The sequence below is a fragment of the Leucobacter chromiireducens genome (assembly GCF_003917135.1).
Taxonomy (GTDB): Bacteria; Actinomycetota; Actinomycetes; order Actinomycetales; family Microbacteriaceae; genus Leucobacter; species Leucobacter chromiireducens_A.
Window position 1 is genome coordinate 1 of sequence record NZ_RPDI01000008.1, and the last position, 13,620, is coordinate 13,620.

Consider the following 13,620-nt stretch of genomic DNA (forward strand, 5'->3'; position numbering starts at 1 on the left):
ACGGGCCACCGCAGCACAGCAAGTCGACGAAGCTAGCCCGCCGCCGCGACCCGCGGGTCGTGGAACGTGCCGCCGAAGGTGCGCTCGCTCGCGCCCACCCGGTCGAGGTAGGGCGTCGCGCCGCCGGCCTGGAACGGCCAGCCGGCGCCGAGGATGAGGCAGAGGTCGATGTCCTCCGCCGCGGCGACCACGCCCTCGTCGAGCATGATCTTGATCTCGCCGGCGAGCTCGTCCTCGACGCGGCGCAGGATCTCCGCCTCCGAGACTGCCGTGGAGCCCAGCTTGAGCGCCTTGCGGCCGGCCTTCGAGAGGTCCTCCACCTTGCCCTGCTTCGACTTCACGAGCGGCGCCTCGACGTCCGCCAGCGCGTGCAGGTTCGGCGATGCGTAGAATCGCTCAGGGAACGCCCCCACCATGGTGTCCTGCACATGCGCGGCCACCTTCCAGCCGACCAGGTCGATGAGCTCGAACGGGCCCATGGGCAGCCCGATCGGGGCGAGCGCCCGCTCGACCACGGGCAGCGGCGTGCCCTCGTCGAGGGCGCGCGCCGCCTCACCCATCACCTTGGCGAGCAGGCGATTCACCACGAAGCCGGGACGGTCGGCCGTGATCACGGCGCTCTTGCCGAGCTTCCGCGCGGTCACCATCGCGGTGGCGAGCGTCGCGTCGTCGGTGCTCGGCGTCTTTACGACCTCGATCAGCGGCATCACCGCGACCGGGTTGAAGAAGTGGAAGCCGACGAGGCGCTCGGGGTGCGCGAGCTTCGCGCCGATCTCCTCGACCGAGAGCGACGACGTGTTCGTCGCGATCACCGCGGTCTCCGAGATGATCGGCTCGATCTCCGCGAACACCTGCTGCTTGACGCCGAGCTCCTCGAACACGGCCTCGATCACCCAGTCGCAGTCCGCGAACTGCGCCTTGTCGGTCGTGCCGCTCACGAGCGCCTTCACCTGGTTGGCGTCATCGGGGGAGAGGCGTCCCTTGTCGTGCAGCTTGTCGATCTCACCGCGAATGTACTCGAGCCCCTTGTCGACGCGCCCCTGATCGAGGTCCGTGATCACCACTGGGACGCGGAGCTTCCGCGCGAATAGCAGCGCGAACTGGCTCGCCATCAGGCCTGCGCCGATGACGCCCACCTTCTGCACCGGCTTCGCGAGCGCCTTGTCCGGGGCGCCGGCCGGCCGCTTCGCGCGCTTCTGCACGAGATCGAACGCGTAGATCGAGGCGACGAACTGGTCGCCCGAGATCAGCTCGGTGAGCGCATCGTCCTCGCGCTCGAAGCCGCGCTGCAGATCGTTGTCCTTCGCGGCGCTCAGCAGATCGAGCGCGATGTAGGGCGCCTTCGCCGCGGTGCCGATGCGTGCCTTCAGCGTGTCGCGCGCGATCTTGATCGCGGCCGGCCACTTGGTGAGGCGCTCAAGCTTCCCCGGAACGTGCGGCCGCTCGACCTTCTTCGCGCCGCTCACGACGGCGTCTGCCCAGGCGAGCGACTCCTCGAGGAAGCTCGCCGAGCCGAACAGCTCGTCGAACAGGCCCATGTCCTTCGCCTGCTTCGGCTTGAGCATGCGGTTGTTCTTCAGCGGGTTGGAGACGATGATCTCGAGCGCCTGCTCGATCCCGATCAGATTGGGCACGATGGTGGCGCCGCCCCAGCCGGGAATGATGCCGAGGAACACCTCGGGGAAGGCGAGGGCCGCGGCCGAGGCGTCCAGCGAGCGGTAGTCGCAGTGCAGCGCAATCTCCATCGCGCCGCCGAGCGCCAGCCCGTTCACGAACGCGAACGACGGCACGCCGACGGTGCCCAGCTTGCCGAGAATGAAGTGACCGTACTGCGCCATGAGGCGGGCGTTCTGCGCGGTGGCGAGCGTCGAGACCTTCGAGAGGTCGGCGCCGGCCGCGAAGATGAACGGCTTCCCGGTGATACCGACAGCGGTGATCTCGCCGGCCGCGGCGCGCGCGGTGAGCTCATCGAGCACGCTCCCGAGGCGCTCAAGCGTGCGCGGCCCGAGCGTGTTGGGGCGCGTGTGGTCGCGGCCGTTGTCCATCGTGATCAGCGCGAGCGTGCCGCCCGATGCGAGGGCGACGTCGCGCACGAACATCTCCGTGATGACCTCGTCCGCCGCCGCAGCGAGGAGCGGCGAGAAGTCGATAGCGGTGTAATCAGTCATGACGGGTTACTTGCCCTTCTTGCCGTTGAAGTGAGGATTCTCCCAGATCGCAGTGCCGCCCTGGCCGAGGCCGACGCACATCGCGGTGACGCCGTAGCGCACGTCCGGGCGCTCGGCGAACTGGCGCGCGAGCTGAATCATGAGGCGCACGCCGGACGCGGCGAGCGGGTGGCCGAGCGCAATCGCGCCGCCCCACGGGTTGACCCGCGGATCCTCGTCGTCGATCCCGAAGTGATCGAGGAAGGAGAGCACCTGCACAGCGAACGCCTCGTTGAGCTCGAAGAGGCCGATGTCCTCGATCGTGAGTCCGGCGCGCTTCAGCGCCTTCTCCGTCGACGGCACCGGGCCGAGCCCCATGACCTCGGGCTCGACGCCCGCGAAGCCGAAGCCCACCAGCTTCATCTTCGCGCCGAGGCCGAGCTCGCGCGCAGTGTCCGCGCCCGCGAGGAGCGACATGGTCGCTCCATCGGTCAGCGGGGACGAGGTGCCCGCAGTGACGCGGCCGTGGGGGCGGAACGGGGTCTTCAGGCCGGCGAGGCCCTCCATCGTGGTCTCCGGGCGACGGCCCTCGTCCTCGGTCGCGAGGCCCCACCCGGCTGCGGATCGCGTCGCGACGGGCACGAGGTCCGCCTGGATGTCGCCGCGATCGTAGGCCGCCTGAACCTTGTGCTGGCTCAGCATGCCGAAGCGGTCGGCGCGCTCCTTCGTCAGTGCGGGGAAGCGGTCGTGCAGGCGCTCGGCGGTGAGGCCCATGTTCAGCGCGTCGGGGCTGACGAGCTTCTCCGCGACGAAGCGCGGGTTCGGATCTGCGTCGAGCCCGAGCGGGTGGCGCCCCATGGGCTCGACGCCGCCGGCGACGGCGATGTCGTACTGGCCGGAGCCGATCGCCGCGCCCATGAAGGACGCGACGGTGAGCGCGCCGGCGCACATGCGATCGAGCGCGAAGCCCGGGACGCTGAGCGGGATCCCGGCGAGGATCGACACGGTACGGCCGAGCGTGAGGCCCTGGTCGCCCTGCTGCGAGGTCGCGGCGATGCCGACATCGTCGATGCGGTCGAGGGGGAGGGACTCATTCCGCGCGAGCAGCCCCTGCAGCGCCTTCACGGCGAGATCGTCGGCCCGCGTTCCCGCGTACATGCCCTTTTCGCCAGCGCGTCCGAAGGGGGTGCGCACCCCATCAACAAACACGACTTCTCTCATTGCGGCCACTTCGCCTCCATCAGGTATGTGATCGGTCTTCCACCATATTAGAGACGGAGTCTCAAACGCAGAAGAGGCGGTGCGCGATCCCCGAGATTTGCCGCAAAAACGCGGAGCCCGTTAGAACTAGTCTACAAAAACGGGTGCGAGAATTGGTGCGACAATCCCAACCTGCCAGGGCCGCGCACCGAGCTCCGTGAGACGGAGTGCAATGCCCTCGGGGGAGTGGTCGGCGGGCAGCCGCCACACGAGCCGGCGGAGATGATCCGGCGTGAGCAGGTTCTCGAGCGGGATCGCCTGGCGCTCGGCCTCCGCCTCGACCACGGCGCGCGCCTCGGCCAGTCGCTCCGCCGCCTCGGGGTGCCGCTGGGCCCAGCCGCGGTGGTGGGGGATCGCGTCGGGATCGCGGGGCTTCGCCCCGGGCAGATTCTCCGTCGTCTTGCCCACGAGAATCGCCTGCCACCAGCGGTCGATCTCCGTGCGGCTCGCGCGCCCCTTGAAATTGGGGAGGCGCGCGAGGTCGCCCTTCGAGCGCGGGTTCGCGGTCGCCGCGGCCACCACGGACGAGTCGGGGATCAGGCGCCCCGGCGCGACGTCGCGCTCCCGCGCGAGCGCATCGCGCGCCTCCCACAGCTCACGGGCGAGGGCGAGGCTCCGCGGCGTGCGGAGGGCGTGCCCGCCGGAGAGCTTGCGCCACGGCTCGGCCGCCTTCGGCTTGGGCTCCTTCGTGCGCGCCGCCTCGAACTCCTGCGCGGCGTACTCGGCCTTGCCCTGCGCGTCCAGGTCGCGGGCCACCGCATCGCGCAGATCGGGCAACAGGGCAACGTCGAACGCCGCGTAGTCGAGCCACGACTCGGGGAGCGGCCGCTTCGACCAGTCGGCCGCCGAGTGCGCCTTCTCGAGATGGATCCCGAGCAGCGACTCGACGATCGCACCAAGGCCGACGCGCTCGTAGCCGAGCAGGCGCGCGGCGAGCTCCGTGTCGAACAGGTGGTCGGGGTGAAGCCCGAGCTCCGCGAGGCAGGGAATGTCCTGGCTCGCGGCGTGCAGCACCCACTCCTCGCCGCGCAAGGCGTCGGCGAGCGGCGTGAAGTCGGTGATCCCGGTCGGATCGAACAGGTACGGGCCGGCGCCGCGCCGGAACACCTGCACGAGGTACGCCTCGGAGCCGTAGGTGAAACCCGAGGCGCGCTCCGCGTCGACCCCGACCGGCCCGGAGGCCGCTGCCAGCGCGGCCGCCGCGCTGGCGAGTCCATCATTGTCGGTGATCAGCGACCAGTTGGTCTCAAGTTCCGACTGTTCTACCACGCTCTACTCGGCTCCCTCGGGTGTCGGGCGCGCCCGTCGCGCCGCGATCGAGTCGACCCCCTCCGCGTGCGGGAGACCGGCGAGCAGACACAGCAGCTCCGACCAGGCCTCCGCGTGTGCGGTGAAATCGGCTCCGAGCGGCGTCCATGAGGCGCGCAGCTCGATCTGAGCGGCATCGCCCCTCGACTCCAGCGTACCGAACCCGGTGGAGAGCGTCTTCGTCGCGGTCCCCGAGAGCGCGGTGTACTCGGCGTCCCGCGAGTCGAGCGCGTCGACGAGCCACGACCACGCGACGTCCGAGATGAACGGGTCGACGCCGATCTCGACCTCGAGCGGCGCGTGCGCGAAGCACACGATGCGGAACGGGCTGCCCCATTCCTCGGCGGAGTCGGGATCGTGCATCAGCACGATGCGGCCGGCGCCGTACGCGGATTCGAGCGCGGCCGCGCGATCGATCTCACGCCGCGGCCCGCGCACGATGCCGGCGGCAAGCGCGATCGAGCGCGGAGCGATCCGCTCGGGGGCCGGGATCTCCTCGGACACGAGTTCGCTGCGCAGCCGCGCGCTTCGGAGCTGCGCTGCCGCGACATCAAACTCGAGCGAGGTCCCGCCGATCATTGCCATCACACTCGTGACACTAGAGTTTGCTGTGAACCATCACGCGGAGCCACGCCGGGTTCCGCCGGATCACGGAGGTGAGGACGGATGATGCAGAACTGGCAACGCACACTCGGACGCGCGCTCGGGGTGGGCGCTGGAATCGCGGCCGCGGGGGCGGCAGTCGTGGGATTTGGCGGCGCGACGCTCGCCAGAATCCTGGTCACACCGGAACTGGCACCGGAGGAGCCGGTCACGGTCACGCGGATCGAGCGGGAGGGGGAGCGCCTCGTCGTGCAGTTGCGCGGCGCGCACGCTGCGCTCCCTGGCCAGTACTCGTTCCTCTTCGCCGGCGGTGCCGGGCACGCCAGGCTCGGGCCCGTGATCGGCCGCTCCGGCATCGAGGCGCGCCGCGAAGTGCTCGGCGTCCCGAGCGGATCGCTGGCGCCCGGCGTGTCGGGCCGCATCACCGGCTGGTGGTACACGGAGCCGGAGGAGACCGGGCTCCGCACCGAGCGCATCGAGTACGCCACCGAGCTGGGCCAGGCCGAGGCATGGATCATCCACCCGAACCGCGTGCGGCGGGGGAGCCGCGGCCGCTGGGCGGTCCACGTGCACGGCCGGGGCGCACTGCCGGCGGAGACGCTGCGCGGCGTGCTGCCGCTCGCGCGCGCCGGGGTCACGAGCCTCGTGATCTCCTACCGGAACGACCCCGGCGCCCCGCGCGGCGAGCACGGCAGATACGGGATCGGGATCGCGGAGAGCCGCGACGTCGACGCGGCGATCGCCGAGGCCGTGCGCCGCGGCGCGGACCGCGTCACGCTCGTCGGCTGGTCCATGGGCGGCACGGCAGTGCTGCGCTCGGCGACGAGCGGGCCGCTGCGCACCGCGGTCGACGGGATCGTGCTCGACTCACCAGCCGTCGACTGGCCAGCGCTGCTGCGCCACCAGGCGAACACCATGCGGGTGCCGAGCACGCTCGCGGACGTCGGGATCTCGCTGCTGGAGCGCGGCGTCGTGCGCGGTGGGGAGGCCGCAGGCCTCGACTTCGCGAGCCTGAGCCCCGAGGCCGTCGCCGACTCGCTCACGGTTCCGGTGCTGCTGCACGCGAGCCGCGGTGACACCTTTGTGCCGAGCGCTGGGGCCGAGCGATTCGCCGCGGAGCGACCGGATCTCGTGCAGCTGCGGCTCACCACGGCCGGCGAGCACGTCAAGATCTGGAATACGGACCCCATCGGGTGGGAAGACTCGACCGAGGCGTTTGTCCGCGCCCTGCCCCGGCCTGGTTGGCGAGGGGAACTGCCCGACACCGCGTGGGGCGTGTCATAGGGCTAGACTACCTTTCGATGTCCTCTGACAAGCAGCACAGCGCCGCCCGCCTGGTAGACCGGCGCCCGAGCGTTTCCGGAACCGAACTCGTCGCGACCCTCGTTCCGCCGCCCCAGTTTGACCACGCGTCGTTCGAGTCTTACCGGCCGGATCCCGACTACCCGTCGCAGGCCGAGGCGCGCGACATTCTGAGCGCGTTCTCGGGCCCGGCGAAGGCCGCACCGCGTAACGGCGGCGGCGGCTTCTTCGGCTTCGGGAAGAAGAAGCCGGCGGAGGCCCCGGCACCCACGAAGCCAGGCGTCTACCTCGACGGCGGCTTCGGCGTCGGCAAGACCCACCTGCTCGCGGCCACCTGGCACGCGACGGCCGGCCGCAAGTACTTCGGCACGTTCATCGAGTACACCGCGCTCGTCGGCGCGCTCGGCTACGCCGGGGCGGTCGGCGTACTGCAGGGCGCGAAGCTCATCTGCATCGACGAGTTCGAGCTCGACGACCCGGGCGACACGATGCTCATGACGCGTCTCATCGGCGACCTCACGTCCACGGGCTCGCGGATCGTCGCAACGTCGAACACTCCGCCCAACGCCCTCGGCGAGGGGCGCTTCGCCGCCTCGGACTTCATGCGCGAGATTCAAGCAATGTCGGATCGCTTCCGCACGATNGGGCGGTCGGCGTACTGCAGGGCGCGAAGCTCATCTGCATCGACGAGTTCGAGCTCGACGACCCGGGCGACACGATGCTCATGACGCGTCTCATCGGCGACCTCACGTCCACGGGCTCGCGGATCGTCGCAACGTCGAACACTCCGCCCAACGCCCTCGGCGAGGGGCGCTTCGCCGCCTCGGACTTCATGCGCGAGATTCAAGCAATGTCGGATCGCTTCCGCACGATCCGCATCGACGGGGTCGACTATCGCCAGCGCGACATCGAGGGTGATGCGCGCGTGCTGTCAGCTGACGCGTACCGCTTCGCGCTCGCGGACGTAGCCGCCGCGGGGGAGCGCATGACCGACGACGAGTTCGGCGAGCTGATCGCCCACCTCGCGACCGTCCATCCGTCGGCGTACTCCGGCCTGCTGAGCGGCGTGCAGTGCATCGGCCTCCGCGACGTGCAGGAGCTCACCGACCAGTCCGCGGCGCTCCGCTTCGTCGCGTTCATCGACCGGGTGTACGACGCGCAGATCCCGATCCGTGCGACCGGGCTCTCGCTCACCTCCATCTTCGGCGGGGGCATGATCGACGGCGGGTACCGCAAGAAGTACCTCCGCTGCATCTCGCGTCTGAACGCACTCACCGCGAGCGAGACCGCGGCGTGAGCGGGTCTTCCGGAGGCTGGACGGAGTTCATCCGCTCCTTCGTGAACGCGTTTCTCCGCGCGGCGGGGAAGTCGTCCGGGAAGACCAGCGCGCAGCCGAGGCCGAGCGCGCCTGCCCGGCAGGGGAGCGGTGCCGGCGAGCGCGGCTTCGAGGAGAGCCCCGGCCAGTACGGGCCGGGCGCAACGCGCGATCTCACGAGCGCGGAGCTGGCCGGTGTGTCACCCAGCTACGCCCCGCAGGTGGACGGGGATCCCGATCCCGGTGAGATCGTGTGGACGTGGGTGCCGTACGTCGAGAACGACGGGCGCGGCAAGGACCGCCCCGTGCTCATCATCGCGCGGCTGGACCACGAGTCGACGGTCGGCTGCTACCTGAGCACGAAGGAGCACCGCGGCTTCGTCTCGATCGGCTCGGGCCCGTGGGACAGCCAAGGCCGCGAGAGCTTCATTTCACCCGAGCGGTTCCTGCGCGTCACCCACGACGGGATGCGCCGCGAGGGGACCGTGCTGCCGCGCGAGCGCTTCGAGCCAGCCGTGCGCGCGGTACTGAACGCGCACCGCGGGGGCAACTCCTAGGAGATCGTGCAGAACGGGTGCCCGACCGGATCGAGGTACACCCGAAACGTCGCCTGCACGTCGACGAGCCGCGCACCGAGGTCGAGCAACCGCTCGTGCGCGCGCCCCAGCTCAGCGACCGCAATGTCGAGGTGGAGCTGCTGCGCGCCGTCGTCGCCCGGCCACTCGGGGGCGAGGTAGCCGGGGGCGCGCTGGAACCCGAGACGCAGGCCGCCGCCCGGGAGGATCAGGTCGACCCAATCGTCGTCGTCCGGCTCGAGCACACCGCCGAGCACGGCCTGGTAGAACGCGGCGAGCAGCGCGGGATCGGGGCAGTCGAAGACCACCGTGGAGAGTGCGCCGATGGGTGCGTGTGCGGACATCTGAATCTCCTCACTGGGGGCGTGCGATGCCGCGCTGGCCGGACCACTGCGCGCGGCTTGCCCCTCAGTCTGGCGCGAATTTCGCGCGCCGTCACGCACTTCTCTCGCGCTCGGGGTATGGACGGCGCCCGGCACGGCCCGCCAGGCGCACAAAAATGCGGTTCGGGTCTTTCCGAGCGCACACAAACCCGGCATACTGGCAACAGCAGGCCGAAACCTCGGCGGCACGTCGACTCCGAAGGATAGATAATGGGCATCGAAGAACTGGGCAAGAAGGCAACCGAGGTTGTCGGCAAGGTGGGGGAGTTCGCCAAGGAGAACGCTGAGAAGGTTGGCGAGGCGCTGAAGAGCGACCAGGCCGAGTCGATCAGCGACAAGATCCTCGACGGCGCCGCGGACCTCGCCAACAAGGTCTCCGGCGGCGCACACGCCGACAAGATTCAGGAAGTGCGCGACAACATCGACGGCAAGCTCGGCAACGAGTAAGTCGCGCGCACACGCACCGCGGGCCCGGTTCCACACGAGTGGAGCCGGGCCCGCGGTGTTGGTGCCTCAGCTGGGGCGTTGTACCCCAGAGCTGCGCCAGGCAAGGCCGGAATTGCTGGCTACGCCCACTTGAGCTGACATAATATAGATTATCAACGCGCGGCGCGGTGCGCGCCCTGCGGCCACGAGCACCAGACGCCGCCGCCACCAGACGCCGCCGCCACCACAAGCGATTCGGCGAAACCAAGCCGCCCTGCGCCAGCGCCGCTGGGTTTGGCCGAATCACTTGGGATGCACGGACGCAGTGAGGCCTGGCATAGTGAGGCCTGGCACAGTGAGGCCTGACACGGCGACGGCGGTCGCTGTGGCGGCTGCCACGCACGCGCGCCCAGCGGCGAGCCCATCATGCCCCAAGCTTGACGCCCAGCACATCACACGCAGGCGAAGCTGACATAACGTGCAGCTCGCCCGGCAACGCCCTCGGGCTACTCCTGCCCGGCGCTCAGCCGCAGCAGCGACCGTGCGGCGATCGCCCCGGCAGCCACCGCGCCGAACTCGCCGGCGCTCAGCATCAGATCCGCGTTGGATTGCAGGCCGGCCACCATGGCGAGCACCACCGCGGCGCCCGCGACGATCCAGCCAACGAGGGCGAGCCCAACAGACACCGTGCGACCGGCGACCATGTGGCCGCGCGCGTGCGCCGGGCGGATCAGCCCGGCCACGGCGAACACGCAGCAGACGAGCGCGACGCCACCGAACACATCGCTCGGCCGGTGCCAGCCATAGGCCAGCAGCTGCCACCCGACCGCACCGAGCAGCGCCGAGCCGCCGAGCGCGAGCAGCGCGCGAATCTGCGCGGGAACCGCCCAGATCAGCGCGCCGACAAGCGCCGTGAACACCGTCATGTGCCCACTCGGGAACGTGTTCGCGGCGTCGAGTTCGAACAGCTGCGGCCGCGTGAGCAGCTGCAGCTTCAGGAGCTGCGACGCCAGCACGGCGATCGCCGGCACGGTCGTCACCACGAGGGCGCGCTTCACCCCGTGCACCCACAGCGCCAGCAGACCGATCGCCACGAGCGCGAGCGCCACGGTGGGGATCGACACGAGGTTCAGCGGTGGCGGCGGGTTCGTGGTGAACTCCGCGGCGTCGAGCACGCTGTTCTCCGCGCGCTGCCCGATCGCGTTCCGCACCCCGAGCACGTAGGAGCCAATGCCCACCACGAGCCAGAACAGGGTCGCCCACAGCGCCCGGCTGCGTCCCCCCGCGGCGATACCAGGACCGGCGGTCACCGCCGTCACCGGGGGTTCCCCTCCCCTGCGACGGCCGCGCCGGCCGGCACGCGCGCCGCGCGCTGATCCCCCGAGCGCACGGCCCACATCGCGAGCGCCGCCGCGGTGGCGACGTTCAGCGAGTCGACGCCGTGCTCCATCGGAATCATGACGGTTCGGGACGACGACGCGAGCGCGCGACGGCTGAGGCCCGGCCCCTCAGTGCCGAACATGAGGGCGAGGCGGTCGGGCAAGTCGTCGACGAACGTCGCGAGATCCTCCGCGTCGTCATGGAGCGCGAACGCGGTCAGCTCGTACCCCTCGTCACGGAACAGTGGGCCGGCGTCCCGCCAGTCGGGCAGGCGCGCCCACGGCACCTGCAGCACGGCTCCCATGCTCACGCGCACGGCGCGCCGGTAGAGCGGATCCGCGCAGCCGGGAGTCAGGAGCACGGCATCCGCGCCCAGCGCGGCGGCGGAGCGGAAGACGGCGCCGACGTTGGTGTGATCCGCCAGATCCTCGAGCACCACGACACGCCGTGAGTCCCTGAGCAGCCGCTCCGGATCGAGCGGGGCGGGGCGATGCATCGACGCGATCGCGCCGCGGTGCATGTTGAAGCCGGTGAGCTGCTCGAGCTGCTCGGGCAGGCCGACGTAGACGGGCGTCTCGGGGTGCTCGGCGAGCGCGGGTGCCAACCTAGGCAGCCACTCCGCGACGGTGAGCAGCGCGCGGGGTCGGTGCCCGGCGCGCAACGCGCGCTCGATGACCTTCGGCGACTCCGCGAGGTAGAGGCCCTCAGCCGGCTCGCGCACGCGGCGCAGCGCCACGTCGGTGAGCTGGGTGAAATCCGCGAGCTCCGGGGCGGAGAGATCTTCGATCTGGATCAGATTCACGCGCCGTACCCCGACTCAGTCGCCCCAGCCGCCTCGGCGGTCTCCGTCGTCTGCGCGAGGAACGCGGCGATCGCCGCGACCGCCTCGTCGACGGCCTCGTAGTGGACGAGGTGGCCGGTGCCCGGCAGGATCACGAGCCGCGATCCGGGGATGCGGTGGTGCAGTTCGAGCTGCTTGGCGAGCGGGGTGATGTCGTCCCGCTCCCCCGCGATCAGCAGGGTGGGCGCGGTGAACGCCGCGGCGAACTCGGGCACGGTGTGCGACACCGACGCGCGGAACGCCTCGAGCAGGGTGCGGGGATCCGAGAACGTGCTGAAGTACGCGCCGTGCTGCGCGTGGATCCAGGAGCGCAACTCGCGGTCGCTCGTCTTGGCCATGACCTCGCTCATCACCCGCACGATCAGTGGGTTGCCGAGCAGGCCGCGCGCGGCGCGCTCCGGCAGCCGATCCGCGGCGCGATAGTAGGCGATCGCGAGCTGCGTCATGACCGCCTGCGGTCCCTCAAGCGCGGGCGCGGAAATCGGGTTGATCAGGATCGTGCGCCGCGGATCCAGGCCGCGGTCGATCGCCGCCGACACGACGAGCGAGCCGAACGAGTGGCCGAGGATGGCGGCTCCGTCCGGGGCGACGGCCGCGGCGAACGCGCACAGCCACTCCGCGTAGAGGGCGAGGTCGTGCGTGCGGCCGGGCACCGCGGGGGTCTCCCCGAAACCTGGCAGATCGGGCACGATGACGCGCAGCTCGGGCGCGGTCTCGGCGAGTCGCACCGCGATGCCCTCCAGCCCGTGGTGGTCGCCGCGGAAACCGTGCACCAGGATCAGGGTGGGGCCTTCCGGCGCGCCGTACTGCCAGGCGCGGGTCTCGATCCCGAGCGCTGCGTCGATTCGGGGAACGGGGACGATGCTCACGAAGCGATCTTACTGGCGGCCACTGTCAGGCAGCTGAGGCCACGCGGTGGGCGAACCGCACGCGGCGTGGCGCCGCTCGATACCATCGAGGGAAACGAAAGGAGCGCCGTGACCGCGCAACTCCCCCTCTGGGCCGCGAACCTCGCCGTGTTCGACACCGAGACCACCGGCATCGACACCGCTGAGGCACGCATTGTCAGCGCCACCATCGCCCTGATCGGACCGGCTGGCGAGGTGAGCGAGCGCTACGACTGGCTGCTCGACCCCGGCGTCGTGATTCCCGACGCCGCGGCGCGCGTGCACGGCATCACGACCGACGTGGCACGCGCGAGCGGGATCGCTGCCGCGGTCGGCGTGCAGCAGATCGTCGCGCAGCTGCTCGAGATGATCGAGCGCGGATTTCCGATCGTGGCGTACAACGCGCCGTACGACCTCACGCTCCTGCAGGCCGAGGCGCGCCGGCACGGCGTGGCGCTGCCGGACACCCTCTCCCCCGTCATCGATCCGCTGATCCTCGACAAGCAGCTCGACCGCTACCGCAAGGGCAAGCGCACGCTCGACGCGGTCGCCGCGCACCACGGCGTTGAGCTCGGGACCGCGCACGACGCCGGCGACGATGCGATCGCGGCCGGCCGCGTGCTGCAGGTGCTCGCGCGGAAGTACGCCGACGTGATCCCGGACGACCTCGAGGCGCTGCACGCCGCCCAGGTGGGCTGGGCCGCAGCGCAGGCCGCGAGCTTCCAGGACTACATGCGCCGCCAGCGCGACCCGAACTTCGTCGCGGACGGGCGCTGGCCGACGCGCTGAACGAGCGCCCCGGGGAACGCCTGTTCCCAGGGCACGCCTGGCGCCACGGGAACCGCCCATACAACGCACAACGGGCGATCCAGATCTTTCGATCCGGATCGCCCGTTGGGGTACCGAGTGCTTAGGCGCCGAAGCCTTTGAAGCGCTGGTTGAACTTCTCGACGCGGCCGGCCGAGTCCATGATGCGCTGCTTGCCCGTGTAGAACGGGTGCGAAGCGCTCGAGATCTCAACGTCGAGCACGGGGTAGGTGACGCCGTCGAGCTCGACGGTCTTCTCGCTGGTCAGCGTGGAGCGAGTGAGGAACGTCTCCCCCGACGCCAGGTCGCGGAACACGATTGCGTTGTACTCGGGGTGGATGTCGGTCTTCATGAGTGTCCTTATTTTCGCGTGATGATGATGCGCT

13 protein-coding genes and 2 pseudogenes are annotated in these 13,620 nt (G+C 70.5%); 6 read left to right on the forward strand and 9 right to left on the reverse strand.

From position 1 onward, the window contains the following. Nucleotides 1-32 precede the first annotated feature (32 nt). The 4 genes from EGM46_RS05470 to EGM46_RS05485 all read right to left on the reverse strand — a co-directional run bounded on the left by EGM46_RS05470 (nt 33) and on the right by EGM46_RS05485 (nt 5,300). Nucleotides 33-2,168 carry a 3-hydroxyacyl-CoA dehydrogenase NAD-binding domain-containing protein gene (locus EGM46_RS05470; RefSeq protein WP_125099165.1) on the reverse strand — a complete coding sequence of 712 codons (2,136 nt, stop codon included), beginning with the start codon at nt 2,166-2,168 and terminating at the stop codon, nt 33-35. Between the two features lie 6 nt (nt 2,169-2,174). Continuing rightward, a complete protein-coding gene (locus EGM46_RS05475; RefSeq protein ID WP_431194068.1) occupies nt 2,175-3,368 on the reverse strand; it encodes a thiolase family protein in 1,194 nt (397 codons plus the stop codon). A 126-nt stretch (nt 3,369-3,494) separates the two neighbouring features. Then, nucleotides 3,495-4,676 carry an HRDC domain-containing protein gene (locus EGM46_RS05480; RefSeq protein ID WP_125099167.1) on the reverse strand — a complete coding sequence of 394 codons (1,182 nt, stop codon included), beginning with the start codon at nt 4,674-4,676 and terminating at the stop codon, nt 3,495-3,497. Between the two features lie 3 nt (nt 4,677-4,679). Beyond that, nucleotides 4,680-5,300 carry a DUF3000 domain-containing protein gene (locus EGM46_RS05485; protein ID WP_125099249.1) on the reverse strand — a complete coding sequence of 207 codons (621 nt, stop codon included), beginning with the start codon at nt 5,298-5,300 and terminating at the stop codon, nt 4,680-4,682. A gap of 84 nt (nt 5,301-5,384) precedes the next feature. Here EGM46_RS05485 and EGM46_RS05490 point away from each other — a divergent pair, with 84 nt between their 5' ends. The 4 genes and pseudogenes from EGM46_RS05490 to EGM46_RS05505 all read left to right on the forward strand — a co-directional run bounded on the left by EGM46_RS05490 (nt 5,385) and on the right by EGM46_RS05505 (nt 8,492). Then, the gene (locus EGM46_RS05490) at nt 5,385-6,602 is read left to right on the forward strand and encodes an alpha/beta hydrolase family protein (protein WP_125099168.1); all 1,218 of its coding nucleotides are present in this window, start codon (nt 5,385-5,387) and stop codon (nt 6,600-6,602) included. Nucleotides 6,603-6,619: 17 nt separating this feature from the next. Then, nucleotides 6,620-7,255: pseudogene (gene zapE / locus EGM46_RS05495) on the forward strand (AFG1/ZapE family ATPase); the annotation flags it as partial. Then, nucleotides 7,243-7,917, forward strand: a pseudogene (gene zapE / locus EGM46_RS05500) (AFG1/ZapE family ATPase); the annotation flags it as partial. The pseudogenes zapE (EGM46_RS05495) and zapE (EGM46_RS05500), both read left to right, overlap by 13 nt. Then, nucleotides 7,914-8,492: a type II toxin-antitoxin system PemK/MazF family toxin gene (locus tag EGM46_RS05505; RefSeq protein WP_241156203.1), complete on the forward strand. Its 579-nt coding sequence runs from the start codon at nt 7,914-7,916 to the stop codon at nt 8,490-8,492. The pseudogene zapE (EGM46_RS05500) and the gene EGM46_RS05505, both read left to right, overlap by 4 nt. On the opposite strand, the gene EGM46_RS05510 is transcribed toward EGM46_RS05505, so the two are convergent. Further along, nucleotides 8,489-8,854, reverse strand: coding sequence for a VOC family protein (locus EGM46_RS05510; protein ID WP_125099169.1), 366 nt, complete (start codon nt 8,852-8,854; stop codon nt 8,489-8,491). The two genes, EGM46_RS05505 and EGM46_RS05510, sit on opposite strands and share 4 nt — an antisense overlap. Before the next feature lie 249 nt (nt 8,855-9,103). Here EGM46_RS05510 and EGM46_RS05515 point away from each other — a divergent pair, with 249 nt between their 5' ends. Next, the gene (locus EGM46_RS05515) at nt 9,104-9,340 is read left to right on the forward strand and encodes an Rv0909 family putative TA system antitoxin (RefSeq protein WP_206427510.1); all 237 of its coding nucleotides are present in this window, start codon (nt 9,104-9,106) and stop codon (nt 9,338-9,340) included. A 485-nt stretch (nt 9,341-9,825) separates the two neighbouring features. Here EGM46_RS05515 and EGM46_RS05520 read toward each other — a convergent pair whose 3' ends face one another. From EGM46_RS05520 to EGM46_RS05530, 3 genes are read right to left on the reverse strand one after another with little or no spacing between them, the layout of a single operon-like run. Beyond that, the gene (locus EGM46_RS05520) at nt 9,826-10,638 is read right to left on the reverse strand and encodes a phosphatase PAP2 family protein (RefSeq protein ID WP_241156204.1); all 813 of its coding nucleotides are present in this window, start codon (nt 10,636-10,638) and stop codon (nt 9,826-9,828) included. Next, on the reverse strand, nt 10,635-11,501 hold the full coding sequence (locus EGM46_RS05525; RefSeq protein ID WP_125099171.1) for a TrmH family RNA methyltransferase: 867 nt from the start codon (nt 11,499-11,501) through the stop codon (nt 10,635-10,637). Before EGM46_RS05525 ends, EGM46_RS05520 begins: the two co-directional genes overlap by 4 nt. After that, nucleotides 11,498-12,409, reverse strand: coding sequence for an alpha/beta fold hydrolase (locus tag EGM46_RS05530; protein ID WP_125099172.1), 912 nt, complete (start codon nt 12,407-12,409; stop codon nt 11,498-11,500). Before EGM46_RS05530 ends, EGM46_RS05525 begins: the two co-directional genes overlap by 4 nt. 108 nt (nt 12,410-12,517) lie before the next feature. Between EGM46_RS05530 and EGM46_RS05535 the strand changes: the two genes are divergently transcribed. Continuing rightward, nucleotides 12,518-13,216: an exonuclease domain-containing protein gene (locus EGM46_RS05535; protein ID WP_125099173.1), complete on the forward strand. Its 699-nt coding sequence runs from the start codon at nt 12,518-12,520 to the stop codon at nt 13,214-13,216. 121 nt (nt 13,217-13,337) lie between these two features. Here EGM46_RS05535 and EGM46_RS05540 read toward each other — a convergent pair whose 3' ends face one another. Then, nucleotides 13,338-13,586 (reverse strand): type B 50S ribosomal protein L31, encoded by a 249-nt coding sequence (locus EGM46_RS05540; RefSeq protein ID WP_125099174.1) that lies wholly within the window; start codon nt 13,584-13,586, stop codon nt 13,338-13,340. Nucleotides 13,587-13,620: the final 34 nt, after the last annotated feature.

Coding starts and splice junctions, on each gene's coding strand:
- EGM46_RS05470 (WP_125099165.1), bottom strand. CDS start 2,168: ATGACTGATTACACCGCTATCGACTTCTCGCCGCTCCTCGCTGCGGCG.
- EGM46_RS05475 (WP_431194068.1), bottom strand. CDS start 3,368: ATGAGAGAAGTCGTGTTTGTTGATGGGGTGCGCACCCCCTTCGGACGC.
- EGM46_RS05485 (WP_125099249.1), bottom strand. CDS start 5,300: ATGGCAATGATCGGCGGGACCTCGCTCGAGTTTGATGTCGCGGCAGCG.
- EGM46_RS05490 (WP_125099168.1), top strand. CDS start 5,385: ATGCAGAACTGGCAACGCACACTCGGACGCGCGCTCGGGGTGGGCGCT.
- EGM46_RS05510 (WP_125099169.1), bottom strand. CDS start 8,854: ATGTCCGCACACGCACCCATCGGCGCACTCTCCACGGTGGTCTTCGAC.
- EGM46_RS05515 (WP_206427510.1), top strand. CDS start 9,104: ATGGGCATCGAAGAACTGGGCAAGAAGGCAACCGAGGTTGTCGGCAAG.
- EGM46_RS05540 (WP_125099174.1), bottom strand. CDS start 13,586: ATGAAGACCGACATCCACCCCGAGTACAACGCAATCGTGTTCCGCGAC.